Raw genomic sequence first — 25290 nt, forward strand, 5'->3', positions numbered from 1 at the left:
CAACTGATGTTTTAGGGGAACGGACGATGGCCGATAGTTTAAACTGATTTCATATTCACATCAATCAACACAAGTCCAGATTTTTTGTAGGAAAAGTGTTAAAAATTAGCGACATATCACTATGTCGCTAGATTGATCATTAGGCTTTTAAGTGGAAGATGGCTAAAGATGCAGGGGCCACCAAAGCTTGTTTATGATCTATGGTTTGATGGAGCTCGTGTGAGTCGGTATTGCACACCATTACCCACTCTTTGCCATTAGTCTCTGGAAGCGTAAATCGAGCGGGCGCATTGGTTTGGTTGATACAGTAGAACAACTCATCACCATGTTTGCCAATGCCCAGATGCAAGGCGACTGAACTGAGGCGATTCCAATCATCGTGTTCCATGAAACTGCCGTCGATTCTGCGCCAGAAAATACGGTTGTTATTGCGTTTTGCACCACTGAAAGCACGAATAAATGGCACCATATATTGCTGGCGAGCTTTTACCATATCGGCTAACCACGACTTGAAACTCTCTTTGTCTGGGGTTATATGCCAGTTAATCCAGCTTAACTCGTTATCCTGACAATACGCGTTGTTGTTGCCATTTTGAGTATGGGAAAGAACGTCGGCGGTCAGAATATGTGGAATACCAAAAGCAAACAGCAGGCTGGCCATAAAGTTACGCTTCTGCTTTTCACGCTTCTCTATGATCACCGGATTGTCGCTCTTGCCTTCCACACCATAGTTATCCGAACGGTTGTCACCGTGTCCATCACGGTTCTGCTCCCCATTGGCCTCATTGTGCTTGTGCTTGTACGAGACAAGATCCTGCATACAGAAACCGTCATGGTATGTGATGTAATTGACTGTCAGTTTATACGGCCAGTTAGCGGCACTGTAGAGATCTCGTGACCCCATTATTCGAGTGGCAAACTCCTTTAGAAATCCTTGATCACCACGCCAAAAGCTTCGCGTGATATCGCGCAAACGGTCATTACATTCATTCCAACCAAACGGAAAGTTCCCTACCTGATAACCGTTAGGACCAATATCCCAAGGCTCTGCGATCAGTTTTACTTCTTTCAGAATCGGGTCTTGAGCGACGGCTTTAAAGAACGCAGCTTCAGGGCTAAAGTGTTCACCGTTGCGACCGAGTGTGGCGGCTAGATCAAAGCGGAATCCGTCGATTTTATATTCGCTAACCCAATAGCGCAGCGTATCCATGACCAGATTCAAACTTGCCTGATAGGATAAATCGAGTGTATTGCCACAGCCTGTATAGTTGGTGTAGTGATCGCCCTGTTTAAAGTAATATCGCTTGTCTAAAGCTTTTAAGTTAAAGATTGGGCCATCAGCGCCACCTTCGGCGGTGTGGTTATAGACCACATCGAGAATCACTTCGATCCCGTTTCGATGTAATTCACGGATAGCGGTTTTTAGTTCCGTGACAGCATCGTGAGCCGCATATCTAGGGTCTGGCACCATGAATAGGTAAGGGTTATAGCCCCAGTAGTTGACTTTATCCATGTTCAACAGGTGTGGCTCGTGCATGCAGGCGGCGACAGGGAGTAGCTGGAGTGTATTGATGTTCTGTTGTTTATAGAAATCAAGCATCGCATCACTGACTAAGCCCAGATAGCGCCCTTTGTGACGCTCTGCGACTTGTGGATGCAGCTTTGATACGCCTTTTACGTGCGTTTCAAACAGGACCATTTCGTCACGAGGTCTGCGTGGGCTCTCCACTCCCTGCCAGTCAAAACTGTCATCGACAACCACACATTTTGCCAGAGCAAAGCTCTGTTCACTGTTGAATGGCACTTGATAAAACAGTGGTTTTTCTAAGCCTTTGGCATAAGGATCTGAAATCAGATGTGGCTTACCGTTGCGCTGCACCACATACGCATACTTTTGGCCTTTGCGAATGTGCGGAACAAAGGTGAAGCGTATGCCCGCGTACTCTCCGTCCAAAGGATAGGTGGTGATCTGATCCTTTTCATCAAACAGCGCAAGCTGAATAGATTTCGCATCAGGAGCAAAGATAGAGAAATTACATCCTTCGGTGCTAAGGGTGGCACCTAGAGGATAGGGACGAGAGCACTGCATCATCATGACTTATTAAAATAATTTATCGTTTGATCTTTAGTAAATAGTTTTGCAATGAATTGGTCAAGCGCCTCTGACAAAAATAATGATTGTAATTTTATTTCATAATTATGACGCTCTGGCGTGGTTAAGTGAGCTATCTAACATTTGGCGCGAGATATTTTTGTCAGAAAGTTATTTCTCACCCTAATTTTTGTGATTGAAGCCTAAAAAACATTGTCCGGTATGATTTCTCATCCTTTCTCATCCCCCCTAACTATTTTTCATCTGGATGAGTTGCCATTTCTACTCCCCCGTTAATCTTGCAGCAGTTGAAACAAACGGGGACAAGGGCTCTAGCCTGACTCCCATCTTACCTCTCTTTTATTAACGATCTGTTTCTGCCTTTACAGAGTGAGCCAAGAAGAGAGCCAAAGAATAATAATCCCTAAATGGAGTTAATAATGAAAAAAGTAAGTGTAATTGCTGCTGCAGTGGCTTCTGCTTTGATGGCTGGTTCAGTACTAGCTGAAACAGAAGTAGCGTTAGATGTTGTTTCTGGTGATGAAGCAGCACCTGTTGTTGAAAAAGTGAATGGTACTGACGTTCTGACTGATGGTTGGGAAGTTCACGGTTACGCATCAATGAACGCTCGCGTTGTTGATGGCGAGACAGTAGATACTGAGTTTGGTAAGCCAGACTACAAAACTGCAGGTACACACGGCAAGAGTACTAACCAGGTTGAGTTTGTAATCAAGAAGCACACTGAGCACGCTAACGGTGTTTGGTCTGATTTCGTAGTACGTACAGAGTATGGCAACGGTAACTCTTACGCTTACTCTTCACCAGGTTCGCAAAAAGACAACACCACCGCACAGTTTGAAGTAAAAGAGACTTTTGTTGAGATTGGTGGTCTTTCTTACCTAGGTGAAGACACGTCTATCTGGGGGGGGCAACGTTACCTTAACCGTGCTGCTGGTCTTCTTTCTGGCGAATTCTGGAAACAGTCTTCAGGTGTAGGTGCTGGTCTACAGACTAAACTAGGTGGCAACACTGCTGGTATCGCATACGTAATGGCGGATCCGGATGCTGGTTCTGCTGACTCTTACTCTATCGACTGTACTCAAGAAGACGGTTCAGTATCAACTAACCCTAATGAATGTAAAGTTAGCAAAAATGGTGCTGCTGAGCGCACAACTCTGTCTTCTGTTGACCTTTACTACTACGGTGTCGATGTTGGCTTCGGTAGCCTGGACTTTGACTTTAAATACATTTCGCAAGCGAACAAAGACAGCTCATCTGACGATGGCTTCGGCGCTGCAATCACACTTAACTCAAGCTACTACGGCCTGGATGGTTGGACGCAAACAGCACTATCTTACGGTAAAGGCACGGCACAAAACCGTGGTGTGAACTTCGGTAGCTGGTCAGGCGGTGATGACAATGCAGAGTCAATCTTCTTCACTTCTTACGGTGTACTCAACATCTCTGACAGCTGGCAGATGGGCTCTGAATTCACTTACTTTGCGGCACTAGATGAGCTATTTACTGCTAAAGATCTGAAGCGTTACATCGCAGCAGTTCGCCCATCTTACAAAGTGAACGACAACCTACGTCTAGAGTTCACAGGTTCTTACGCTCATGAAGAGGGTGCGGATGGTTACTGGGGTCGTTCTGGTGATGACGTAGAAAGTGATATCTTCAACGCAGAGATCGCAGCGGCATTTACAGTCAACGCAGACTACTTTGGTCGTCCACAAATTAAACCATACGTGAGCTACATCTCAGCAGATGATAAAGCAAGTGCTAGCCAACTAGGTATTAAAGATGGTAAATCTGAAACCGTTATTGGTGTGCATACTGAAATCTGGTTCTAAACCAAGCTAAGTAAACGGCAGCCGCTTCGGCTGCCTTTTTTGCCATTAATGCATAGCACGTTTGAAAAATATAATGAGAAAGCACTATGAATAACAAAAAATCAATCATCGCCTTAGTACTTGGCATGGCATTAACGGCGTGTGCTTCAACTTCCCCGCAAGAAAACAAACAAGCACTAATCTCTCCGTTACCTTATTCCGAAGTTTGTTGTACAAACTATGCTGAGTTCCCTTGGATTCAACTTGGCACCAATGAAGATCTGGATTTCCAGATTGACCAAAGTGCACCTATTGGTCACTTTACTGACGGCAACAGCTACTTCAATGCATTTAAGCTGTCACCGCGCTCGGGTCGAGTACAGATTCGACTGGGTAGTTACATGGTTGATGGTGACGTATTCGCACCAAAACTCATCGCTCTTGATGAGAACTTTAACGTGGTAAGCGAAGCTAATCTGGATGACTTTTCGATTAAAGCATCAGATGCATTTACCCGCACTCAATACCAGTTAAACTTTGCGCTGGATACGGCTAAGACTCCATATTTCGTTATCTACACACCAGAGACGACACTTGGTGAGTCGATCAAAGTTGATCACCCTGCCAAGGTTCGCGCTAAAGAGTTGGGTGAAGCCATGCCAATGGTGACCGACCCGACCTATGTCCACGGTTACTATGGCAAACTGCATTTATCGGTAAAAACCCTCTCTTTAACCGCTTACAAAGCTAAACCCGCTGCACAGACTAAGCCTGCAGTGCCAGCGAAACCTGTCGCAGAGCCAGTGAAAGCGAGCAGTAAGCTAGTGGTTCAGCCTGATACGCAAAAATACTACTTTGATTCAATTGAAAAAGCAGTCGCAAGTAACGACCTTGCTAAAGCCTTGAGTCTGCTCGAAGAAGCAAAGGCTCTCAATGTTGAAGGTGCTCAGCAAGTCTTTATTAAAGCCGTTAATGCAAGATAGCAGCGAATAATCTCTCACCTTCTCGACACCCCGTTAAATAATGATTGGCGGGGTGTTTCATTTCTCTTATCGTTTTCTCTCTTAAATGTTTTCCGTTGGCCTATTCATGGGCATTTTCCGATACGCTTATTACTTGGCAGTTTATGAAAAGTTCCCATTAATTTATAAAAATGTGATCTTGATCGTCATTTGATGTGGGTGATGATCGCGAAGTAGAAAGTTTAAATAATTTATATGCTTAACTGCTGATTACTTTTTTTGAAGTGACGTTGTGACAAAACAAATCCCCTTGTAAGCATTCAGTTGCACTTAAATTTTTAAAATTCCGTACTAGGGTTTAGATGTTCGTGCAGTAATTAGTCATTAAGTGCTAATTCGGACACTGGTTAAACCAAATACGGACATTAACTATGAAAACTCAATTATTAGCCGCGGCTATCGTGGCAGCAGCAAGTGGTACTCACACCTTCGCGGCAGAAATTTACAGCAGCGAAGGTTCAACAATTTCAATCGGTGGTTATGTCGATGTCGGGATCGGCGAGTACGATAAAGGCACTTCAACCCGTCCAGCGAATCAGGACGTCGACGTCAATCAAGTCTCGCCTCGAATTAACATTTCCGGTACGCAGGATCTTGGCAACGGTGTGGTGGTTGACGCCAAAGGTGAATGGTCACTTAACTACCTTGATGGTGGAGAAAATACCTTCTCTACACGTCTAGGCTACTTAGGTATCACACATGAACAGGCTGGTCGCCTTGTGGTCGGGACTCAGTGGGCTCCCTATTATGATGTGGCGGGAGTTGCAGATTTGCCTATCGCCTTCGCGAATGATTATCTCTATGAAAACCATAACCTACTAGGTACTGGACGTGGTGAGCGAATGGTCAGCTACAGAAAGTCGCTTATGTTCAGTGAAGATGGTGGCGTTGATTTCGGTTTAGGCTGGCAAGGTGAGGAGTCTGAGTCTAACGCTGATGCAAGAGTACAAGTTGCTCTGAAAGCCCACTTTATGGGTATTGGGCTGGGGTATACCTACTCTGGCGGTGACCTTGAGATCTCTAGTGTAAAACGAGACGCTAACTCCCACATGTTTGCGCTGAATTACGGTAGCTATGGTAACGGCCTGTATGTGGCGGGTGTCTACGGCATGAATGAATACTTCTACGATGGCTTAGAAGAGACCGTTCAAGTGGAAGGTTTGTTGGCGTTTGGGATGACAAACGGTATTAACCTTAGCGTTAACTATGAGGCGGTAGAGAACGATAAAACGAATTTTACCCTTTACAGCCAGACCGCGATTCAGGCGGAATATTCGATTACCGCTAACTTAGTCACTTTCGCTGGATATGAAATCGATTTGGGTGATGACGATCCAACCACCAAAGATGATGACAAGTGGATAGTGGGAGCGCGTTACTTCCTTTAACCGAAAGTCTAGATTTTAAATACGGTATCGTATTTACGCCTATCTGTTATTGGATAGGCGTTTTTCTCCTTGTTGATCTAAGCGTCAGTAATAATGGGCAGTGGTTCTGATATTTTTACCTAAATCGTTTTTTTATTAGCCACTTAGACTAGAATAGCCTTTCTCTCAAAAATATCAGTCAGGGATGGTGACATGAGTTCAGTAAAGCTTGGAGAATCTTTGGTCCAACCGACCAAAATATTGTGTGTTGGTCGAAACTATCTAGAGCATATCCAAGAGTTGAATAACGCCATTCCAGATCAAATGGTGGTGTTTTCCAAGCCGCCAAGCTCGATAACGACCCAACTACAATCCTTTCACCAAGAGCCGCTCCATTACGAAGGTGAAATCTGCTTTCTTGTTTCAGAGGGCAGATTATCGGCTGTTGGTGTAGGTCTTGATCTAACAAAGCGAGAGTTGCAATCGAGACTCAAGTCGAAGGGATTACCGTGGGAACGAGCGAAAGCGTTTGATGGCTCCGCGTTGTTTAGCCGTTTTATTCCTCTTGAAGGACTAAAAATTGAACAGTTAGAAATTGAGCTATTTATAAACTGCGTAAGAGTGCAAAAAGGCTCAGTGACGCAGATGATGTACTCTCCACAAACGATAGTCGATGAGCTCTCTACTTTTACTACGTTGTGCGATGGCGACATTATTATGACCGGTACGCCACAAGGGGTTGGTGAGGTACATCCATCCGATGTATTTTTGGCAAGATTAAAAGAAGCAGACAAAACCTTGATTGAAATAGAGTGGGTTGCGCACTAAAAAGCGCTTTACTTTACCCCTAGGACACGGACCAACCTCCAATTGACGACTCAATTGGAGGTTTTTTATGGCCGTTGTATTGTTTCTGTTCGCGGCTCTGTTCGGTTAAAAGAGTTTAAGACATAGAAACAGCACCATACTGACAATGGTCGTCAGCAGTACGTTTTTGGTTTTCCAAGCCAGTACCGCCGCAACGAGAGCACCAATCAGGTAAGGGTTGTCTGCCGATACCCATAGTTCCTGCTCAGGCATAAATACGATAGGCGCACAAATCGCGGTTAGCACAGAAGGGCTGGAGTAGGCCAGTAGTCGCTGAGCTTGTGGGTTGAGTCTCAGTGGTAAACGAGGCTCCAAGAACAGGTAGCGGCTTAAAAATACCAGTGACGTCATTGCCAAAATAGATAACATAATCATACGATACGTCCTTTAAGTGACTCGGCAATATAACCTGCGAGCATACCTGCAATACTGGCTATCATTAGCCCCGATTCGATACCCGACAAACTGCACATAACGGAGGTCGTTAAAGAGACGACCACCGCGACTAAGACGGGGGAGGATTTAATGTTGGGCACAACCAAAGCGATAAAGGTTGCTGCGACGGCAAACTCCAATCCAAGTTCATTCATCGCCGGAATGTAACTGCCAGCGACAATGCCGACCAAGGTGGCGAGGTTCCAACAAAGATAAAAGCTAACACCGGCACCAAGCGCATACCAGCGATTGAACTGCTTTTCAGACTGTTGACCACAAATAGCAAACAGTTCATCGGTGAGCAGGAATCCGAGTCCAAGTCGCCACTTGAGTGGTAGCGGGCTGATTTTGCTTCTCATCGATACACTGTAGAGAAAGTGCCTTGAAGTAATAAAAAAGATCGCTAAAAGCATGGTGGTCAAGGTTGCACCTGCCTTAAACATGCCTGTCGCGACTAGCTGTGCAGAACCTGCAAACAAGATAGCGGATAGCGCTTGGCTTTCAACGACAGTCAGCCCGGACTCCAATGCAAAGGAGCCAGCTAGCACGCCCCAGGGGATAACGGCAATACTGAGTGGCACCATGGCGAGCGTACCTTGCCAGAACAATTGGGAGCGACTGATTTGTGTGTCTATATCTATGGTCATGCTACTCATGTTTCTTTCTACGTGTGGTGATAGTGACATTCATTTAGTCACAGTTAAGTTATCGGCGGCTTGTACGTTATTGCTTTCTATTTACTGCCAATAAACTGCTTAGGTGTCACGCCCATTGCCCGTTTAAAGTGACGATGAAAATGGCTTTGATCATGAAACCCCGTTTCTTGCGCTACGTCAGAAATAGTCATTCCTTGGCGAAGCAGTTGTTTTGCCACTCGAAGTCGTGCCTGAATTTGGTATGCATGGGGTGGCAGCCCAAACTCCTTTTGAAAACTACGTGTTAGGTAATAGGGGCTTAGACCAGCTAGCTTAGATAGATCTTCCAAACTGACGTCTGCTTGGGGAAAATCGTCGAGAAATTCCTTAACCATAGCCAGTTGTCTTTGACTTCGGGTTTTGGGCTCCCAATTAACTCTGGTTTTACTATGGCGAGAGACCAACTTGACTAAGGTGCCATAGACCAAGGTTTCTCTGAGCAGCTTATTGTCAGACTGTGCCAGTGTATTGAAAACCAGTCTCAGTTGTTGAGCCAGTTCGGGGTCATAGACTACGGGTTCGGGAAAGTAGGGAGCGGCGAGTCCAGCACACAAGCCTTGGCTGAGTTGTTCAAACTGCTCAGGCAGTGGGTACATAGCCTTATACTCCCAGCCGTCTTCGGTTGCGGTTTGGCCATTATGAACCTCATCTGCATTAACAAGAATAATGCTGTCTTGTGGTGCGATGTGGTTTCCGCCAGTTCGATAGAAGCGTTGTGCGCCTTTTTCAATCACACCTATGGTATAGCCTTCATGGCTATGGCGAGAAAAGTTCTGATTCGTATATTTTGCATCTAGCAGCTCCAAGCCTCCCAGTTCACTGGCAAGTTGGAAATTGGCTGACTCTTTTACACGCTTTGCCATTCGCTTTCCTTGCAAAATACGTTGTTAACAGATCGTTGATTCAGTCTAGCTTATAGCGGTTAGTTATTTTTGTACAAAATTGCTCTAATGTTGTTTTTAATACCTCTGTTTTGTGGTTGTTATTTGTTCTGAATTTTGGTTTTTTGCTTTTGTTTTATGTATGGATTGTGATTGATGTTTGGGATAAAATCCCGCGCTTTGCTGCTGTTGTGAAATTATAAAAATGATTGATATAACTGTCCTACCGGTCTATTTAACCGCGGTAGTCGCACTGTTGTTGTTGCCGGGGCCGGATATGCTGCTGATTGCTAGCTCAAGCATGAGCTATGGTCGAAAAGTGGGTATTTTTGCCAGTTTAGGTAACGCGACTTCTGGAATCATCTTGACTCTATTGGCGGCGTTGGGCGTTTCGGCCTTGATCGCGATGAGCCCAATTGCACTCAAGGCATTGCACTTACTTGGTGGCGCGTATCTGCTGAAAATGGGCTGGGATTGTTTGCGCGCCAGTGCGGCTGATGCGCCTGAGTTGGAAGGCAGTAGTAAAGTGGCGACAACCTTCTATCAACGAGCTTTGGTGAGTAATTTACTCAACCCTAAAGCACTCGTCTTCTTTGTGATGTTTTTGCCTCAATTTGTGTCTAGTAATATCAGCGCAACCTCTGGTGAACAGATGTTGGCACTTGGATTACTGTTGAATGTGCTTGGCTTACTGTTCAATTTATTATTGGTTGGACTGGTGGGAACTCTGGGCAAGCCATTGTTAGAAAATGAAAAGTTTCGCACTTATCAGCACAAGTTTATGGGGTTGATATTTGTCGTGCTTGCTATTTGGATGCTAAGCTCATTTGCAAGCTAAGTAGTCAGACAGGTCAGCAGTTAGCTGGCCTTTTTTATGCCAGAAATGTTGTCGAGATGAGGAAGTCATATGAATGTGCAGTTTGTTCTCAATCCGCCTAAAAACATTAAAGACGTGATCTATAGTGGTCTGAAATCTTTTAATATGCGCCACCTGCCTGACGAGGAGATCCAGACACTGGCATGCTACGTTGAGGACGATGAGGGTAACTTTGCTGGCGGCCTGACGGGCGACATCTATACCAATACTCTGTTTGTTGAGTTTCTCTGGGTTGATGATAAACATCGCAACTCTGGAATAGGTTCGATGTTAATGGAACGGATTGAGGCGGAGGCGAAAGGATTCGGTGTTACACATCTCTATCTTGATACTTACAGTTTTCAAGCGCCCGATTTTTACGCCAAGTTAGGCTTCGACGAAGTGGGACGATATAGTGGATTTCCCACTGCCGGTACGGACAAGATTTTCTTACAAAAGAAAATACAGTAAGACTTTTCAGACATTACACTAACATTGGTTGCCAATCAGCCTGATAACATTCATCGTTTAACACAGAGAAGCCGATAAGTTTTGATATCTAGCCCTAATACTCCTGCCAGAACAGCTCGAATCACCCTGATGCTTATCGGATGGGTGTTTGCTATCTGCTTACTGCAAAATTCAGGGCTACTGAGTGTCTGTCAGTTTAAAATGTCGGTTTTGACTGATACGGCGCAAGTGACTCAGCACAGTTCAGATCTTGGTAAACAGTGTGACCTAACCGAGAAACTGCTAAGTAGTGCTAAGGTCAATCTAGAACAGTTTGTTTTCACCACGTTTATTACTTTATTAGTGATCGTTGCTTGGTCGGTTTCAACTCGCCCAGCGGTCGCTCAGTTTACCGAGCCGATTGTGCCGAAGACTCGGCGTCACCTTACCTTTTGTGTGTTCAGAGAATAACGATTGTGCAAACTGATCAATGCGATCAGAGAAGGTTTGTATTTGTTATTTTTTACCCTGAAATCAGGGTGCTATTGGACACATAAATGAACAATAAAACGCTATATGCACTGCGCACTATTGTTGGCCTCTGGCTGTTAGTTGCGAGCGTGCTCTTTTCTACAACCTCTCATGCAGAGGTTGATACTGGCTGGATGACAAAGCCAGAACACCCACCAGTCAAAACTCGTTTCGTCTTAACCGGACAAGTAAACCCGAAGGAGAACACCGTCGAAGGCTTTTTACAAATCGAGCTTGATGGTGACTGGAAAACCTATTGGCGCTCTCCTGGTGAAGGCGGTATCGCTCCAAGCATTGAATGGAAAAATTCTACCAATCTTGAGTTAGTTGACTGGCATTGGCCTTACCCACAGCAGTTTAACCTGCTTGGTATTCATACCTTAGGCTATAAGAGCGCCACTGTCATACCGATGACGCTACACATCAAAGATTTCAACCAGCCAGTAAAGCTGGATGCTGATCTCACTCTGTCATCATGTACGACTATCTGTGTGCTAACGGATTATCCATTCTCTCTGACGTTTGTGCCGAGTGAACTTGAGGTGTCCGAATCTGCAATGTTCACCCACGCCCAAGCGATCAGTCAGGTACCCAAATCGTCGCCACTGATTGAACAGCAAAATGCTATCTGGGATCCGAACAGCAATCAGTTACAAGTCACCTTAACTAAGCCGCTTGGTTGGCGCTCTCCTGAGCTGATAGTCGATAGCCGTAATGAAGCGATTAGTGATTACAGTTATCAGCTTAAATCGGTTGAGGTGGATGGCTCAAAGCTGGTGGCTCTGTTTGATGTCTCGACATGGTTAGGTGAGATTGACCTTAGTGGCCAATCGGTCGATGTGACGGTGAAAGACAATGACTTCGTTGCTGAGCAATCGACATCGGTGAGTACTGGCGCGATCTCAGCAGTCAGAGGCGGTTTCAGCTTGATCGAAATGGTCGGCTTTGCACTACTTGGTGGTTTGATCCTTAACGTCATGCCTTGTGTATTGCCTGTATTAGGCATGAAACTCAGTGGCGTGATTCACGCTCAGGGACTGGCGAGGAGCAAAGTACGGCTGCAGTTTATTGCATCATCAGCGGGCATTATTACCTCGTTTTGGTTACTGGCTGCTTTCCTATTGATATTGAAGCTGACAGGTAATGCGATAGGCTGGGGTATACAGTTCCAGAGTCCATGGTTTATCGGCCTTATGGTAGCGGTCACTGCACTGTTCGGCGCTAACATGTTGGGACTGTTTGAGTTTCGCCTCTCTGCCAATACCAATACATGGTTGGCGTCGAAAGGGGATGATTCCTATGTGGGTCATTACTTTCAGGGGATGTTTGCCACCCTACTGGCTACCCCATGTTCAGCGCCTTTTCTTGGCACAGCCGTTGCTTTTGCACTGGCGGCGAGCGCGCTGGAAATGATACTGATATTCACCGCCTTAGCGTTAGGTATGGCCTTACCGTGGCTTGTTGTCGCTACCTTTCCTGGAGTGGCAGCATACTTGCCTAAACCGGGAGCGTGGATGAATAAGGTTAAGTTGCTGTTTGGGGCAATGATGTTAATAACCAGCGTCTGGTTGCTTTATCTGCTCACTAACCATCTACCGCCTTTTTGGGTGGTGGTCATTGCGGTGGTGATATTTGTTGCCTTGTTGGCAAAGACCAAACGTGTCTATGGCGATAAGGCCTTGGCAATCTCAGGTGGAGCGTCGCTTATTGTGTTAGTTGGCGCGCTGATCGGTGGCAGTGTGACGGCAAAACACTGGTCAACACCACTGCCGCAAGATCTGGCATGGAGGCCATTATCAGATGAGATCATCACCAGCTCAGTTGCGCAGGGTAAAACCGTATTTGTTAATGTTACCGCAGATTGGTGTGTGACCTGTCAGGCCAACAAAATAGGTGTGATTCTGCAAGATCCCGTTTACTCGGCGCTTAATCACAGCAAGGTGGTGCCGGTACAGGGAGACTGGACTCATCCCGACGGCGCTGTGACGGATTATCTGCGTGCCAATGGTCGCTTTGGTGTGCCATTCAATATTGTCTACGGACCCTCAGCGCCGCAGGGGATCGCATTACCTGTGATTCTGACCAGTGATATGGTGATGTCAGCACTTGAACAAGCGAGTGGGGAACGCAGTTAATGAAAAAACGCGCCCTTTACTGGTTGAAAGAGATCACCAAGTATCTGGTGATTGCTATTTTGATCACTAGTGCGGTGGATATCTACCGCAGTCAGGATATCGCGACCGAAAGTGCCCCACACATAGTGGCTTATCACAGTGACGGAACTGAACTTGACGTCATTGAGATGAGCTACCAGACGCCCGTGGTGATCTACTTCTGGGCTACCTGGTGTCCGGTGTGCAAATTTGTTAGCCCGACCGTCGACTGGATAAGTCAGTACTATCCAGTTGTTGCTGTCTCCGGCGCATCGGGCTCCGAGGCGAGAGTCGAGGCGTTCAAACAAGCTCACAGCTATCAATTCAACAATATCAATGATCACAATTCATCCCTGTTTCGACAATGGGCAATCTCGGTCACACCGACCATTTTTATCGTTAAAGACGGCAAAATTGAATCTGTTACAACTGGCATTACGACTCCGCCAGGGTTACTTGCCCGTCTTTGGCTGAATCAATAGGAATTTATTATGTTTAACAAGTTAACCTTAACGCTACTTGTCAGCGCGCTATTCGCAACACCGGTACTCGCTGCATCAGACAATCATAAAATTGAAGAAATTGTTGAGATGCTGGAGGCCAATCCTGAGGTTGTGGATGGTCTGCATGAAAGTCTGGCGATGTATATCAAACAACAGCAGCAGTTTAACCAGTTACTATCGAGTAGTAAGACTTACCTGAATGACCCTCGCCATACCTATATGGGAGCGGAGCACGGAGAGATTACTCTGTACAACGTTACCGACTTCAGCTGCCCGTTCTGTAAAAAACTCGATGCAGAACTAGCGAAACTTGTCGCTGACTACCCACAAGTCAAAGTGGTTAACCTTTACGTGCCACTTAAAGAGGGCAGCTCATCAGTAAACTCAGCAGCCTATGCGCTTAACGTTTGGAATAATCAGCGTGATAAGTTCGAGCAGGTGAATCAACTACTGATTGCTAAACCGGGTACTCATAATGCAGCTTCACTGATGAAGATTGCGCAGAAAACCGGTACGACAAAGCAACTTAATGTCAGTGATGCAGTGGAGAAACAGTTAGAGAATAACTACGCTATGTTTACTGGCTTAGGTCTGAGAGGGACGCCAGCTCTGATTGTGGGTGAGCAGGTGATTCCGGGTTATGTACCTTATCAGCAGCTTGAGCAAGTGCTCAAAGAGCAGCTGTAAACGTCAACGCTGACTAAGGTTTATTAATAATAAAGCCCCACACTGTTGAGTGTGGGGCTTTTTGCTCACTCAGGTAATAGATATCAAAGAAGACTGTGCTGATGCTCTGAGATCAACATTCCCATCGATTCTGATGCTTTATCGAAGACTTGCTCAAACGTGTCCGATTCAGCGAAGGCTTCGATGACTTCATAGTAACATTTGAGTTTAGGTTCTGTACCAGAAGGGCGAACAATCACACGAGCGCCGCATGAGAGGTGGTAGATCAACACGTCACTGGCTGGTAGGTCGATTCGCTGCTCAGTTCCATCAGCAAATCGTTTGGTCTGAGTTTTGAGATCTTGTGTAACTTCCACCTTGCTACCTGCGATCATGGTTGGTGGATTTGCTCTTAGCTTGTCACCCACTGGCGGAGATTTTGGATCAAGGGCAATACTGCGTTGAGCATTGAGGTACATACCATGTTGACGATAAAGTGCTTCCAACTGATCCCAGATTGTCTTGCCCTGACTTTTTAGCTCTGCGGTTAGCTGGGCAAAAGCGACCAGTGCCGACAAACCATCTTTATCCCACACTTTATTGCCCACGGTGTAGCCCAGAGCCTCTTCATAGGCGAACAAAAACGGTTGCTCATCGGTTTGCTTTTGCATCGCGACATTGGTTAGCCATTTAAAGCCTGTCAGAGTCTGGTAGTACTGTGCGCCATGAGCCTGAGCAACTTTATCCAGCAGGGTAGACGATACGATGGTATTGCCGACCAGAGGTGTCGCGCTGTCTGATTGCGACAGTAGATAATGACCAAACAGCGTTCCGACCTGATCGCCTGTCAGCATCTGGTAGTCACCATCCGCTTTACGTACCGCAACAGCAAATCGGTCAGCGTCTGGGTCATTGGCGCAAGCGAGTTCAGCACCGTGCTCTTTGGCCAGCGCAACCACCATATCCATTGCCCCCGTTTCTTCTGGGTTAGGGAAATTGACGGTAGGGAAAGTGCCGTCTGGATCTCGCTGTGCAGCAACGCTATAAACCTTAGTGAAGCCGGCATCTGCGAGTAGGGTTTCTGCCATATCCGCCCCTACACCATGCATGGCTGTATAGGCAATAGAGATACTCTCGGGTTGGGTATGATTGCCTAGCAGAGGATTGGCATTCATCGTCTTGCGGTAGGTTTGGTAGTAGTCATCTTGTAGCCACTCCAACAAACCGTTTTGCTCGGCGTCACTCAATGTCATCATTGGAATTGCACGTGTTGCCGCGAGGTCTATTTGAGCAGCAATGCCCGAATCATGAGGCGGAATTATTTGAGCACCGTTTTGCCAATAGACTTTAAAACCATTGTATTCCGGTGGGTTGTGGCTAGCAGTAACCACGACGGCGGCAGCTGCATTAAAGTGTTTCACGCCAAATGCGACGATAGGAGTCGCGGCGACGTCATGCGTTAACAACACTTTGATACCAAGAGCGGTTAAAGCACTGGCGGTATCATGGGCGAATTGTTTGGAGTCGGTTCGACCATCATAGCCAATCACGACACCACGAGTCTTGGCATTCTCGACTTGTTGGATAAGGTACTGACCAAGTCCACTCGCGGTCTCTTGAATCACCAGTCGGTTCATTCGGTTTGGGCCACAGCCAACTTTGCCACGCAAACCTGCGGTACCAAACTCAAGTCGTTGGCGAAAGCGATCTTCTAGATCAGTTAAAGCCTGCTGGTCGATTAATTGTTGCAGCTCTTCACGAGTTCGTGGATCAGGATCTTTTTCTAACCAACGAGTTATTTGTTCCATCATCTTGCTTTACCTTCTTACTAGCTCAGACCTATTGATAACTTAAGTCTATGTTATGTTCCAAATTACGTTTAACTTTAGTTGATATTGATTATCATTTGCGAGATCGCAATCGCTAAACAGAACGAGATTTTTTCCTTACTCAAATCTGATAGGACTTTCTTGCACATTTCAAAAACGCCAACTAACTTTTATTAACATAAATATAACAACTTACTAAAAAATTACTGGTTATAAGGAATTTTCCAAGTCCAAAGGCTGATTGGTACTTTTTTGTGTATGAAGAGACTTCAGCACGAAAGGTGACCAGCATCACGGTTGATGACTCTGGCAAAGGAGAGGTCTTTTGAAAAGTTTACAGCTATCACTGTGGCGACTGAGTAATGTGTCGTTGGTTGGATTAACGGCGACTGCGCACGCAGAGCAAAGCACTTATAACATGACACAAGGTGTCACGGATATTAGTGGTCAGGTCTATGACCTGCATATGCTGATATTCTACATCTGCTGCGCGATTGCTGTTGTCGTATTTGGTGTGATGTTCTACTCCATGTATCACCACCGCAAGTCTAAGGGTGCCGTTGCCGCCCATTTTCACGAAAGCACCAAAGTTGAAGTTATCTGGACGGTGATTCCTATCGTTATCCTTGTGCTTATGGCGATACCCGCGACCAAAACCTTGGTTGCTATGGAAGATACGTCTCAGTCCGATCTCACCATCAAGATAACCGGCTCCCAATGGAAGTGGCACTACAGCTATTTTGATCAGGATGTTGAGTTCTTTAGTCTGCTCGCGACCAGTCAGAAGGCAATAGATGGTATCGAGGAGAAAGGCGCGAATTATCTGCTTGAAGTGGACAATCCGCTTGTTTTGCCGATCAATCGTAAAGTTCGTTTCCTGATGACATCCGATGATGTGATTCACTCGTGGTGGGTACCGGACTTTGCCGTTAAAAAAGATACGATTCCTGGTTTTATTAATGAAGCATGGACACGGATTGATAAGCCAGGGGTTTATCGAGGTCAGTGTGCCGAACTGTGTGGTCGGGCGCACGGATTTATGCCAATCGTCGTCCATGCGATGGAGGAACAAGAGTACGACGCATGGCTGATTGCCAAGAAAGCGGAAATCGCTCAGGCCAAGCAAGAAGCGGCGGCTTCTCTGACTGCTTCCCTGTCTCTTGAAGAGTTAATGACCCTAGGCGAGAAAATCTACTTAGATCGATGCGCTGTGTGTCACCAAGCAAATGGTGCGGGGATCCCTGGCGCATTTCCTGCCATTACCGCAAGTAAAGTGGCAACAGGGGATGTGACTGGACACATAGATATTGTGACTAATGGCCGTGCGGGTACCGCGATGCAGGCTTTTGCTAATCAATTGACTGACAAGGAAATTGCCGCCGTGGTGACTTATCAGCGTAATGGCTTAGGCAACAGTGTCGGAGACTTGGTTCAGGCAGCGGATGTCAACCAATTCAAGGCGTCTAAGGAGGGACAATGAAAACGTCCAAACCTGATTCTATCGTAGAAGATAAATCCAAATCAGCGCCTGTTGCAGACGCCGATATCAGTCGAGCTAACAGCACGATTGCGATTGATGAACATGAGCATCATGAGGCTCCGAAAGGGATTGCTCGCTGGCTCTACTCAACCAATCATAAGGATATAGGGACACTTTATCTTTGGTTCAGCTTTATTATGTTCCTGACTGGTGGGGCGATGGCGATGATCATTCGCGCCGAGCTATTCCAGCCTGGCTTGCAATTGGTTGAGCCACAGTTTTTTAACCAGATGACTACGGTTCATGGTCTGGTGATGGTATTTGGTGCAGTCATGCCAGCATTTACCGGACTGGCAAACTGGATGATCCCAATGATGATTGGCGCTCCGGATATGGCACTGCCACGAATGAACAATCTTAGTTTTTGGATCTTACCTTTTGCCTTCCTGATCCTACTCGCGTCACTGTTCACCGAAGGAGGCGGTCCGGACTTCGGCTGGACCTTCTATGCGCCGCTGTCGACCACTTATGGCCCAGACAGTACTGCGTTGTTTGTCTTCTCGGTCCATATCATGGGCATCAGTTCGATCATGGGGGCGATTAACGTCATCGTCACCATAGTGAATATGCGCGCTCCGGGTATGACCTGGTTTAAAATGCCAATGTTCGTCTGGACCTGGTTAATCACCGCATTCCTGCTTATCGCGGTGATGCCGGTGCTGGCCGGAGCGGTGACCATGGTGCTGACAGATAAGTACTTTGGCACCTCATTCTTTGATGCCGCGGGTGGTGGTGACCCGGTCATGTTCCAGCATATTTTCTGGTTCTTCGGCCACCCTGAAGTGTACATCATGATCCTGCCGTCTTTCGGTATCATCTCAGCGATTATTCCTGCCTTTAGTGGAAAGAAACTGTTTGGCTACCACTCGATGGTTTACGCGACGTGCAGTATTGCATTGCTGTCGTTCCTTGTCTGGGCACACCATATGTTTACGACGGGTATGCCCGTTTTCGCCGAGTTGTTTTTTATGTATTGCACCATGCTGATAGCGGTGCCAACTGGCGTTAAGGTGTTTAACTGGGTGGCGACCATGTGGCGCGGCGCAATGACCTTTGAGACGCCGATGTTGTTTGCGATCGCCTTTATCATTCTCTTTACTATTGGTGGTTTCTCTGGATTGATGTTGGCGATTGTTCCCGCAGACTTCCAGTATCATGATACCTACTTTGTAGTGGCGCACTTCCATTATGTTTTGGTCTCTGGCGCAGTGTTCTCCATTATGGCAGCGGCCTACTACTGGCTGCCGAAATGGACAGGGCATATGTATGACCAAAAACTGAGCTTGTGGCACTTCTGGTGTTCGGTAATTTCAGTCAATGTGTTGTTCTTCCCTATGCACTTTCTTGGTCTGGCGGGGATGCCACGACGAATACCCGACTATGCGATTCAGTTTGCCGATGTGAATCAGATCGTTTCCATAGGTGGATTTGCCTTTGGCCTATCGCAACTGATCTTCCTCTGGCTGGTGATTAAGTGCATCAAAGGCGGCGAGAAAGTTTCTGAGAAACCATGGGAACGTGCTGAAGGGCTAGAGTGGACGGTGCCAAGCCCGGCGCCGCATCATACTTTCTCCACACCACCGAAAATCGATTAGGAGCGGGTCATGCAAGGGCAGGCAAAATCGCATCGAACTCTGACACTCAAGCTATGTGCTGCGGTAGTGGCTATGTTTGGTTTTGGTTTTGCGCTGGTCCCCCTTTATGACGTGATGTGCGATGCATTAGGAATCAATGGAAAAACCAACAGTGAGTCTGTGCTACAACCACAAGGTATGGTTCCTGACACATCACGCCTCATTCGGGTCGAATTTATGGCCCACAATAATCAGGGTATTCCCTGGTCGTTTGTCCCTGAGCAAGCGTTTATGGAAGTGCATCCGGGGCAAGTTATTCAGACTGCCTATCATGCGAAGAATCTTTCGCCGAAAGATATAGTTGGCCAGGCGGTCCCATCGGTATCGCCTGGGTTAGGGGCTACCTATTTCAATAAAATTGAGTGTTTCTGTTTTAACCAGCAGCCGTTACAGGCAAATGCCCAAGCTGAGATGCCACTGATTTTTTATATTGAACCGGATATTCCCGACACCATCCATACCCTGACTTTGTCCTATACCCTTTATGACATTAGTGAAAAAGTAGCGACAACAGAGTTAGCCAAGGTCTCATCAAATGCGGTGGATGAGACAGTGCAAGGAGCGACACAATGAGTTCTAAACATCAACCCTACTATGTCCCAGCGCAAAGCAGTTGGCCTATTGTTGGCGCAGTCTCTCTCTTTCTTATTGCCGTCGGTGCCGGTTTGACGGTGCAAAACATGGCGGAGGGGGGCGATGGCAGTGTGTTCGGAAAACTGATCCTGCTGGCCGGGTTTATCTTCCTGCTATATATGTTCGCTGGCTGGTTTAGTAGTGTGATTACTGAGTCAATGAGTGGTAAATACTCAGCTCAGTTATCGCGCTCGTTCAGGCAGGGAATGAGTTGGTTTATCTTCTCTGAAATCATGTTCTTTGGTGCGTTTTTTGGCGCTCTGTTTTACGCCCGAATGATTTCGGTACCCTGGTTAGGTGGTGCGGGCAACAATGCCATGACTCACGAGGTGATTTGGCCTGCCTTTGAAGCTTTATGGCCGTTAACCACGACTCCAGGCGGGACAACGACAACGGCAATGTCATGGCAGGGTATCCCACTAATCAATACCATATTGCTGCTCACATCGTCAGTGACTTTGCACATGGCACATATCAGTCTGGAGCAGAACAAACGTATGGCGCTGATTGTGTGGCTGGAAATTACCATTGTTCTGGCTGGCTTCTTCCTCTACTACCAAGGCGTTGAGTATGCTCACGCCTATCAGGATCTCGGGCTGACTTTGCAGTCCGGTGTTTATGGTAACACCTTTTTCCTACTGACCGGCTTCCATGGCATGCACGTATTGCTCGGCACCCTATTCTTAATTGTATTGCTGGCAAGGGTGGCGAAGGATCACTTTACGCCAAAGGAACATTTTGCCTTTCAGGCTGGCAGTTGGTACTGGCATTTCGTCGATGTGGTATGGCTGTGCCTGTTCGTCTTTGTTTACGTGCTTTAACGATTGAACGTGCGCCGCTTAGTAGGGGCGCACATTTGGCTCAATTAAGCCGCTTAGCAGAGCGGCGATCATCAACACGACTGCGAGAGCAGAAAGGAAAACACGACGACCGAGATAGAAACTCATCGGTTTGTCATCTTCAAGGGGTTCGTTGGAGTCTTCATTTGAATCAGGCCCTTTGACCATCTCAAACATCGCTCGACAGAGGTTGATTAAGATGAAAAGTAGCAGCAATACCAATACCAGTTTGAAGATGAATACCATGAGACGGTCCTTTGTTTCTCACATAAGAATTGGGCGAATTATTGTTGTTTGTGTATTAACTGTGGTTGCCTTTTCGATATTGGTCAACTTGGGCTTGTGGCAATTATCCCGGGCAGAAGAAAAAAGCGAAATAGAGCAACAGGTTAATCAGAGAGAACAATTTCCGGCGATTTCACTGGAGCAATTGAGTGACCAAATGGTAGTAAATCCAGTCGGGATCAGAGTCCATTTCAACGCTCAGCCAATCAAAGGAAAGTACTTGTTACTGGATAACCAGAATTTTGAGGGAAAAGTGGGGTATCTGGCATTGCAGCTGACACGGAGTGAAGGTGGCAAGATGGTTTTAGTTGAGAGAGGGTTTGTCGCTGCCCCCGCGTTTCGCAGCGACCTCCCTGACGTGAACTGGCTGGAGCACCCTCAAGCATTGAATGGACGTTTGTATCGTAAGTCAGCGAACCCACTGAGTCATGACTTGCTGCTTGAATCAGGCTCTGTCAGTCGTATTCAAAACCTTAACTTTGAGCAGTTAGAGCAGCATTGGCAGGTGAGTATTGAACCCTATGTGATTCAGCCGATGAGTGAAAGTTGGCCGTATCCGCAACCTTGGCAACCTGTGTCGATGAACTCAGAGAAACATCGAGGTTACGCGGTACAGTGGTTTGCGATGGCAGCGGCGTTAGCTGTTCTCAGCGGTCTGCTACTGCTGCGTACCATCAGAAAAGGAGCAACACATGATTAATCCAGTTTATCGGGGAAGATTTATTTTCATTGGTTTAGTTGTGATGTTCGCTTTACCTGCGATTATCGCTAAGACTGTACTCTCACAGCATTGGTATCAATCTGGAGTGACCAACAAAGGTGAGTTGATTGAGCCCGTCGCGACACTGGCGTCGCTAGGTATCGCCAATCCTTACCAACAGAGTCAATGGCAACTTGGTTATGTGATTCCCCCTGAGTGTGATGAGTTTTGTCAGCAGCAGGTGTATCTGCTGGGACAGAGCCATTTAGCACTAGGTAAGTATCAGCAGCGTGTTCAGCCTGTATTGTTGGTGACTGGGCAGAGTGCCGCTATTGAGGTGGAAAAGGGTAAGTACGCGCAACTAATGGTGAATCAGGACTTTGAGCAGATCGTTCACCCATTTGAATACGTGATTGTTGATCCACTCGGGCAACTGGTGATGCGTTATCCACGTGTGGAATCACAATCTGAATTGGTGTCCCAGAGTAAGGGGCTGCTCGCCGATTTACGTAAATTACTTAAGTTATCTCGTGTAGGCTAACCGCAAGGAGTGCGGATATGAAGTTAATACACTTAGTTAGATTCAGCTTAATCCTGACCTTTATTGTCGTCATGCTAGGTGCGTATACACGTCTTGCTGACGCGGGACTGGGCTGCCCCGACTGGCCCGGTTGTTATGGACATCTGACCGTGCCCAACGAACAACATGAAATCGCCCTTGCACAGTCACTCTACCCCTCACTGACTGTTGAAGCGGATAAAGCCTGGCTTGAGATGATCCATCGCTACTTCGCGGGCACACTAGGGCTAGTTGTATTTACCATTAGCGTTATCGCGATCAAGAGTCGTCAGCTATCGTACCTACTCGCTTCCTCGATATCCGTCGTGGTGATATTTCAGGCCCTACTGGGTATGTGGACTGTCACTATGAAACTGATGCCGATTGTGGTGATGGGCCATCTGCTCGGAGGGTTTACTCTGTTTAGCTTATTGGCCATTACTCACTGGAAACTTCAGGCTAACGATCGGAATCGCTTACCCTCGCAGGCGAGTAACGACAATGGCTTGAGACTGTTAGCTGGTGCGACCTTGCTGATGGTCATCGGTCAGATTGCTCTGGGTGGCTGGACATCGTCTAACTATGCTGCGTTGATGTGTACCACATTGCCGATTTGTCAGGGAGATTGGGTCGCTTATCTCGACTTCCCGCGAGCATTTGAGTTGATTCAGCCTAAACAAGAAAGTTATGAATTCGGAACGCTGGATTATGGTGCTCGAATGACGATTCATGTCACCCATCGCTTTGGCGCTCTGTTGGTTACCTTAATGGTTACGGCTCTGGCCTATCGCTTATGGGCAACCCAAGTAACCGATTTTCGTAAGGTCACCATCTCATTATTGATTATGTTAGTGGTGCAAATTGCACTAGGAATTGGCAACGTTGTGCTGAGCTTACCTCTCGTGGTTGCCGTCGCACATAACCTTGGTGCGGCAATGTTGCTGATCATTGTATTACGGACTAACTATCTGCTTTGGCAATCTGAATCGCTCACTTCACCTAGTGCACGCCTGTACCGTAAGGAGAATGCTCATGAGTAAATCTATTTCTGCCACCCATGTGGAACCGCGAGCATTATGGCGCAGCTATCTGGCGCTGACCAAACCGAAGGTGGTGGTGCTAATGTTGCTGACTGCCTTGGTCGGGATGTGTTTCGCAGTACCGGGTACTTTGCCTGCGACTTATACCATACTTGGACTGACTGGAATTGGACTGATGGCGGGCTCTGCCGCCGCATTTAACCATCTTATCGATCAGCGTATTGATGCCATTATGGCTCGAACCTATCAGCGCCCACTGCCTTCTGGTGAGATTAAATCGAGTCATGTATTTATGTTTGCGCTGGCGATAGGTGTTGTGGGGTTTGTTGTGCTTTACGCCGGAGTGAATGCATTAACGGCTTGGCTGACCTTTGCTAGCTTGCTTGGCTATGCGGTGGTTTACACCCTCTATTTAAAACGAGCGACACCGCAAAACATTGTTATTGCAGGTATCGCTGGTGCGATGCCACCGCTATTAGGCTGGACCGCAGTGACCGGCGAGCTACATGCTCATGCCTGGTTGCTGGTGATGATTATCTTTATCTGGACGCCACCGCACTTCTGGGCTTTGGCGATCCATCGTAAAGAAGATTATGCCAAAGCAGATATCCCGATGTTGCCAGTAACTCATGGGGTCGAGTACACCAAAACCTCCATTCTGCTCTACACGATTCTGCTGTTTTTAATCTGCTTGTTACCGTTTTTGGTCGAAATGGCAGGCGTCTTTTATCTTACGGCTTCATCGATACTCTGCTCGATGTTTGTATGGCATGCCTGGAAACTTAAGTTTAGCGATGAACCAAGTCGGGCGATTAAGACGTTCGTGTTTTCTATCTACCACTTGATGCTGCTGTTCGTCGCTCTATTGATTGATCATTACTTTATGTAATCGCTGGTCTCAGGTTGAAGTGGTTAGCGCTGCAGATGCTTGAGACTGCGCTTTTCAATACCCTTAAACAGCAGCGACAAGGACATACACAGGGTGAAATAAGCCAGTCCGACGATCAGCCAGATTTCAAAAATTAAGCCAGAAGAGTTGGCAATTTCGGTACCGACAAACGTCATTTCCTGAATCGAAATCAGTGACACAATCGAGGTGTCTTTTATTAAGGATATTGCCTGTCCCGCCAGCGCAGGGGTGATCGCTGCTAATACCTGTGGTGCAATGACGTAGCGGTATTTTGCCCAAGAAGATAAACCTAAAGAGTCAGCCGCTTCCCACTGTCCTTGGGCGATGCTGCTCAGGCCAGAGCGCACCACTTCGGCAACATACGCTGAAGACAACAGACCAACACAAAGAATCCCGGACAGCAGGTTTTCCCACAGGCTTGCCGGACCAAACAGAAAGTTTTGAACCACGTTTATTTCGCCGCTGTGTTGGCGAAGGATCTGGTCAAGTCCAAGTAAAGGGATTAACTGGTTAGAAATAAAGAAATAGAAAATAAACACAAATACCAAAGGTGGTATGTTGCGAATTAACTGAACGAATGCATTGGCAGGGATGCGCAAGATTGCAATCCTCGAGCGTCTTGCTATACCCAAGGCGGTGCCTAAGCCTAATGCCAACAACATTCCCCAAATACTAATGCGCAGCGTCGAAATCAATCCCTGAAAAAAGTAGGGCAGTGAGCCATCTGAGCGAGGAGTAAAGATTAACTCAATCGCATCATGCCAGCGCCAATTATAGTTTATTCCCACGACTGAACGTTGATAGAGCCAGAATCCAGCGGCGATCAAGATCATAATCAGTACAATATCGAGCTTGTTAAATGTGCGTTTCGTCGCGGCTAATGATGGCTGAGGGAGTGATTTCGCTTTAGACACCTAGTGCTACTTCCTAGTTGTAGCCCTAGTCACTTAATATAAGTGGCCAGGGCTAAT

General features: G+C 46.8%; 25 protein-coding genes. 18 read left to right on the top strand and 7 right to left on the bottom strand.

The annotated features are described in order from the left end of the window. Positions 1 to 139: 139 nt before the first annotated feature. The gene (gene glgX, locus ACQEXT_RS11635; protein WP_426952152.1) at positions 140 to 2095 is read right to left on the bottom strand and encodes a glycogen debranching protein GlgX; all 1956 of its coding nucleotides are present in this window, start codon (positions 2093 to 2095) and stop codon (positions 140 to 142) included. A gap of 437 nt (positions 2096 to 2532) precedes the next feature. On the opposite strand from glgX, the gene ACQEXT_RS11640 reads away from it, so the two are divergent. From ACQEXT_RS11640 to ACQEXT_RS11655, 4 genes are all read left to right on the top strand, one after another. Beyond that, positions 2533 to 3945 carry a carbohydrate porin gene (locus tag ACQEXT_RS11640; protein WP_426952153.1) on the top strand — a complete coding sequence of 471 codons (1413 nt, stop codon included), beginning with the start codon at positions 2533 to 2535 and terminating at the stop codon, positions 3943 to 3945. Positions 3946 to 4031: 86 nt separating this feature from the next. After that, positions 4032 to 4907, top strand: a complete 876-nt coding sequence (locus ACQEXT_RS11645) for a MalM family protein (RefSeq protein ID WP_426952154.1) — start codon at positions 4032 to 4034, stop codon at positions 4905 to 4907. Between the two features lie 410 nt (positions 4908 to 5317). Beyond that, positions 5318 to 6334: a porin gene (locus ACQEXT_RS11650; protein WP_426952155.1), complete on the top strand. Its 1017-nt coding sequence runs from the start codon at positions 5318 to 5320 to the stop codon at positions 6332 to 6334. Positions 6335 to 6526: 192 nt separating this feature from the next. Further along, a complete protein-coding gene (locus ACQEXT_RS11655) occupies positions 6527 to 7141 on the top strand; it encodes a fumarylacetoacetate hydrolase family protein (RefSeq protein WP_269375786.1) in 615 nt (204 codons plus the stop codon). 105 nt (positions 7142 to 7246) lie between these two features. Here the strand turns inward: ACQEXT_RS11655 and ACQEXT_RS11660 are convergent, their stop codons facing one another. From ACQEXT_RS11660 to ACQEXT_RS11670, 3 genes are all read right to left on the bottom strand, one after another. Beyond that, positions 7247 to 7555, bottom strand: coding sequence for an AzlD domain-containing protein (locus ACQEXT_RS11660; RefSeq protein WP_138972683.1), 309 nt, complete (start codon positions 7553 to 7555; stop codon positions 7247 to 7249). Continuing rightward, positions 7552 to 8271: an AzlC family ABC transporter permease gene (locus ACQEXT_RS11665; RefSeq protein WP_138972684.1), complete on the bottom strand. Its 720-nt coding sequence runs from the start codon at positions 8269 to 8271 to the stop codon at positions 7552 to 7554. The genes ACQEXT_RS11660 and ACQEXT_RS11665 overlap by 4 nt, the downstream gene beginning before the upstream one ends. 77 nt (positions 8272 to 8348) lie before the next feature. Continuing rightward, on the bottom strand, positions 8349 to 9173 hold the full coding sequence (locus tag ACQEXT_RS11670) for an AraC family transcriptional regulator (RefSeq protein WP_426952156.1): 825 nt from the start codon (positions 9171 to 9173) through the stop codon (positions 8349 to 8351). A 223-nt stretch (positions 9174 to 9396) separates the two neighbouring features. Here ACQEXT_RS11670 and ACQEXT_RS11675 point away from each other — a divergent pair, with 223 nt between their 5' ends. From ACQEXT_RS11675 to ACQEXT_RS11700, 6 genes are all read left to right on the top strand, one after another. After that, on the top strand, positions 9397 to 10029 hold the full coding sequence (locus ACQEXT_RS11675) for a LysE family translocator (protein WP_426952157.1): 633 nt from the start codon (positions 9397 to 9399) through the stop codon (positions 10027 to 10029). A gap of 69 nt (positions 10030 to 10098) precedes the next feature. Continuing rightward, on the top strand, positions 10099 to 10518 hold the full coding sequence (locus tag ACQEXT_RS11680) for a GNAT family N-acetyltransferase (protein WP_426952159.1): 420 nt from the start codon (positions 10099 to 10101) through the stop codon (positions 10516 to 10518). A gap of 129 nt (positions 10519 to 10647) precedes the next feature. Next, positions 10648 to 10968, top strand: a complete 321-nt coding sequence (locus ACQEXT_RS11685; RefSeq protein WP_426952161.1) for a hypothetical protein — start codon at positions 10648 to 10650, stop codon at positions 10966 to 10968. A gap of 86 nt (positions 10969 to 11054) precedes the next feature. After that, the gene (locus ACQEXT_RS11690) at positions 11055 to 13163 is read left to right on the top strand and encodes a protein-disulfide reductase DsbD family protein (RefSeq protein WP_426952163.1); all 2109 of its coding nucleotides are present in this window, start codon (positions 11055 to 11057) and stop codon (positions 13161 to 13163) included. Further along, positions 13163 to 13663 (top strand): protein disulfide oxidoreductase, encoded by a 501-nt coding sequence (locus ACQEXT_RS11695; protein ID WP_426952165.1) that lies wholly within the window; start codon positions 13163 to 13165, stop codon positions 13661 to 13663. The genes ACQEXT_RS11690 and ACQEXT_RS11695 overlap by 1 nt, the downstream gene beginning before the upstream one ends. Before the next feature lie 9 nt (positions 13664 to 13672). Next, positions 13673 to 14371, top strand: a complete 699-nt coding sequence (locus ACQEXT_RS11700) for a DsbA family protein (protein ID WP_426952166.1) — start codon at positions 13673 to 13675, stop codon at positions 14369 to 14371. A gap of 83 nt (positions 14372 to 14454) precedes the next feature. Here ACQEXT_RS11700 and ACQEXT_RS11705 read toward each other — a convergent pair whose 3' ends face one another. Then, the gene (locus tag ACQEXT_RS11705; RefSeq protein WP_426952168.1) at positions 14455 to 16161 is read right to left on the bottom strand and encodes a phospho-sugar mutase; all 1707 of its coding nucleotides are present in this window, start codon (positions 16159 to 16161) and stop codon (positions 14455 to 14457) included. Between the two features lie 436 nt (positions 16162 to 16597). On the opposite strand from ACQEXT_RS11705, the gene coxB reads away from it, so the two are divergent. The 4 genes from coxB to ACQEXT_RS11725 are packed head-to-tail and all read left to right on the top strand — an operon-like array spanning position 16598 to position 20807. Next, positions 16598 to 17659 carry a cytochrome c oxidase subunit II gene (gene coxB, locus ACQEXT_RS11710; RefSeq protein ID WP_426952192.1) on the top strand — a complete coding sequence of 354 codons (1062 nt, stop codon included), beginning with the start codon at positions 16598 to 16600 and terminating at the stop codon, positions 17657 to 17659. Further along, on the top strand, positions 17656 to 19314 hold the full coding sequence (gene ctaD / locus ACQEXT_RS11715; protein WP_426952170.1) for a cytochrome c oxidase subunit I: 1659 nt from the start codon (positions 17656 to 17658) through the stop codon (positions 19312 to 19314). Before coxB ends, ctaD begins: the two co-directional genes overlap by 4 nt. A 9-nt stretch (positions 19315 to 19323) precedes the next feature. Next, on the top strand, positions 19324 to 19926 hold the full coding sequence (locus ACQEXT_RS11720; protein ID WP_138972693.1) for a cytochrome c oxidase assembly protein: 603 nt from the start codon (positions 19324 to 19326) through the stop codon (positions 19924 to 19926). Continuing rightward, positions 19923 to 20807: a cytochrome c oxidase subunit 3 gene (locus tag ACQEXT_RS11725; protein WP_426952172.1), complete on the top strand. Its 885-nt coding sequence runs from the start codon at positions 19923 to 19925 to the stop codon at positions 20805 to 20807. The genes ACQEXT_RS11720 and ACQEXT_RS11725 overlap by 4 nt, the downstream gene beginning before the upstream one ends. An 18-nt stretch (positions 20808 to 20825) precedes the next feature. Here the strand turns inward: ACQEXT_RS11725 and ACQEXT_RS11730 are convergent, their stop codons facing one another. After that, a complete protein-coding gene (locus ACQEXT_RS11730; RefSeq protein ID WP_426952173.1) occupies positions 20826 to 21071 on the bottom strand; it encodes a DUF2909 family protein in 246 nt (81 codons plus the stop codon). Here ACQEXT_RS11730 and ACQEXT_RS11735 point away from each other — a divergent pair. Genes ACQEXT_RS11735 through cyoE form a run of 4 tightly spaced genes read left to right on the top strand, consistent with a single transcriptional unit; the run spans position 21070 to position 24298 of the window. Beyond that, entirely contained in the window at positions 21070 to 21810 is a 741-nt protein-coding gene (locus tag ACQEXT_RS11735; protein WP_426952175.1) for an SURF1 family protein, read from the top strand. The two genes, ACQEXT_RS11730 and ACQEXT_RS11735, sit on opposite strands and share 2 nt — an antisense overlap. Continuing rightward, positions 21803 to 22351 carry a hypothetical protein gene (locus ACQEXT_RS11740; RefSeq protein ID WP_426952177.1) on the top strand — a complete coding sequence of 183 codons (549 nt, stop codon included), beginning with the start codon at positions 21803 to 21805 and terminating at the stop codon, positions 22349 to 22351. Before ACQEXT_RS11735 ends, ACQEXT_RS11740 begins: the two co-directional genes overlap by 8 nt. Before the next feature lie 17 nt (positions 22352 to 22368). Beyond that, positions 22369 to 23409 carry a COX15/CtaA family protein gene (locus ACQEXT_RS11745; protein ID WP_426952178.1) on the top strand — a complete coding sequence of 347 codons (1041 nt, stop codon included), beginning with the start codon at positions 22369 to 22371 and terminating at the stop codon, positions 23407 to 23409. After that, complete coding sequence (cyoE, locus tag ACQEXT_RS11750; RefSeq protein ID WP_138972699.1) at positions 23402 to 24298, top strand: heme o synthase; 897 nt, start codon at positions 23402 to 23404, stop codon at positions 24296 to 24298. Before ACQEXT_RS11745 ends, cyoE begins: the two co-directional genes overlap by 8 nt. 23 nt (positions 24299 to 24321) lie before the next feature. On the opposite strand, the gene ACQEXT_RS11755 is transcribed toward cyoE, so the two are convergent. Then, positions 24322 to 25233 carry an amino acid ABC transporter permease gene (locus tag ACQEXT_RS11755; RefSeq protein WP_426952180.1) on the bottom strand — a complete coding sequence of 304 codons (912 nt, stop codon included), beginning with the start codon at positions 25231 to 25233 and terminating at the stop codon, positions 24322 to 24324. Between the last annotated feature and the right edge of the window lie 57 nt (positions 25234 to 25290).

The organism is Vibrio sp. TRT 29B02 (assembly GCF_050113655.1).
Classification (GTDB): Bacteria; Pseudomonadota; Gammaproteobacteria; order Enterobacterales; family Vibrionaceae; genus Vibrio.

What these genes read in the sequence shown, in the direction of transcription:
- ACQEXT_RS11740 (WP_426952177.1), top strand. Translation starts at nt 21,803, where the DNA reads ATGATTAATCCAGTTTATCGGGGAAGATTTATTTTCATTGGTTTAGTT.
- ACQEXT_RS11660 (WP_138972683.1), bottom strand. Translation starts at nt 7,555, where the DNA reads ATGATTATGTTATCTATTTTGGCAATGACGTCACTGGTATTTTTAAGC.
- ACQEXT_RS11730 (WP_426952173.1), bottom strand. Translation starts at nt 21,071, where the DNA reads ATGGTATTCATCTTCAAACTGGTATTGGTATTGCTGCTACTTTTCATC.
- ACQEXT_RS11640 (WP_426952153.1), top strand. Translation starts at nt 2,533, where the DNA reads ATGAAAAAAGTAAGTGTAATTGCTGCTGCAGTGGCTTCTGCTTTGATG.
- ACQEXT_RS11685 (WP_426952161.1), top strand. Translation starts at nt 10,648, where the DNA reads ATGCTTATCGGATGGGTGTTTGCTATCTGCTTACTGCAAAATTCAGGG.
- ACQEXT_RS11720 (WP_138972693.1), top strand. Translation starts at nt 19,324, where the DNA reads ATGCAAGGGCAGGCAAAATCGCATCGAACTCTGACACTCAAGCTATGT.
- ctaD (WP_426952170.1), top strand. Translation starts at nt 17,656, where the DNA reads ATGAAAACGTCCAAACCTGATTCTATCGTAGAAGATAAATCCAAATCA.
- glgX (WP_426952152.1), bottom strand. Translation starts at nt 2,095, where the DNA reads ATGATGATGCAGTGCTCTCGTCCCTATCCTCTAGGTGCCACCCTTAGC.
- ACQEXT_RS11675 (WP_426952157.1), top strand. Translation starts at nt 9,397, where the DNA reads ATGATTGATATAACTGTCCTACCGGTCTATTTAACCGCGGTAGTCGCA.
- ACQEXT_RS11690 (WP_426952163.1), top strand. Translation starts at nt 11,055, where the DNA reads ATGAACAATAAAACGCTATATGCACTGCGCACTATTGTTGGCCTCTGG.
- cyoE (WP_138972699.1), top strand. Translation starts at nt 23,402, where the DNA reads ATGAGTAAATCTATTTCTGCCACCCATGTGGAACCGCGAGCATTATGG.
- ACQEXT_RS11670 (WP_426952156.1), bottom strand. Translation starts at nt 9,173, where the DNA reads ATGGCAAAGCGTGTAAAAGAGTCAGCCAATTTCCAACTTGCCAGTGAA.
- ACQEXT_RS11735 (WP_426952175.1), top strand. Translation starts at nt 21,070, where the DNA reads ATGAGACGGTCCTTTGTTTCTCACATAAGAATTGGGCGAATTATTGTT.
- ACQEXT_RS11665 (WP_138972684.1), bottom strand. Translation starts at nt 8,271, where the DNA reads ATGAGTAGCATGACCATAGATATAGACACACAAATCAGTCGCTCCCAA.
- ACQEXT_RS11745 (WP_426952178.1), top strand. Translation starts at nt 22,369, where the DNA reads ATGAAGTTAATACACTTAGTTAGATTCAGCTTAATCCTGACCTTTATT.
- ACQEXT_RS11695 (WP_426952165.1), top strand. Translation starts at nt 13,163, where the DNA reads ATGAAAAAACGCGCCCTTTACTGGTTGAAAGAGATCACCAAGTATCTG.
- ACQEXT_RS11705 (WP_426952168.1), bottom strand. Translation starts at nt 16,161, where the DNA reads ATGATGGAACAAATAACTCGTTGGTTAGAAAAAGATCCTGATCCACGA.
- ACQEXT_RS11655 (WP_269375786.1), top strand. Translation starts at nt 6,527, where the DNA reads ATGAGTTCAGTAAAGCTTGGAGAATCTTTGGTCCAACCGACCAAAATA.
- ACQEXT_RS11680 (WP_426952159.1), top strand. Translation starts at nt 10,099, where the DNA reads ATGAATGTGCAGTTTGTTCTCAATCCGCCTAAAAACATTAAAGACGTG.
- ACQEXT_RS11725 (WP_426952172.1), top strand. Translation starts at nt 19,923, where the DNA reads ATGAGTTCTAAACATCAACCCTACTATGTCCCAGCGCAAAGCAGTTGG.
- ACQEXT_RS11700 (WP_426952166.1), top strand. Translation starts at nt 13,673, where the DNA reads ATGTTTAACAAGTTAACCTTAACGCTACTTGTCAGCGCGCTATTCGCA.
- ACQEXT_RS11645 (WP_426952154.1), top strand. Translation starts at nt 4,032, where the DNA reads ATGAATAACAAAAAATCAATCATCGCCTTAGTACTTGGCATGGCATTA.
- ACQEXT_RS11650 (WP_426952155.1), top strand. Translation starts at nt 5,318, where the DNA reads ATGAAAACTCAATTATTAGCCGCGGCTATCGTGGCAGCAGCAAGTGGT.
- coxB (WP_426952192.1), top strand. Translation starts at nt 16,598, where the DNA reads ATGACACAAGGTGTCACGGATATTAGTGGTCAGGTCTATGACCTGCAT.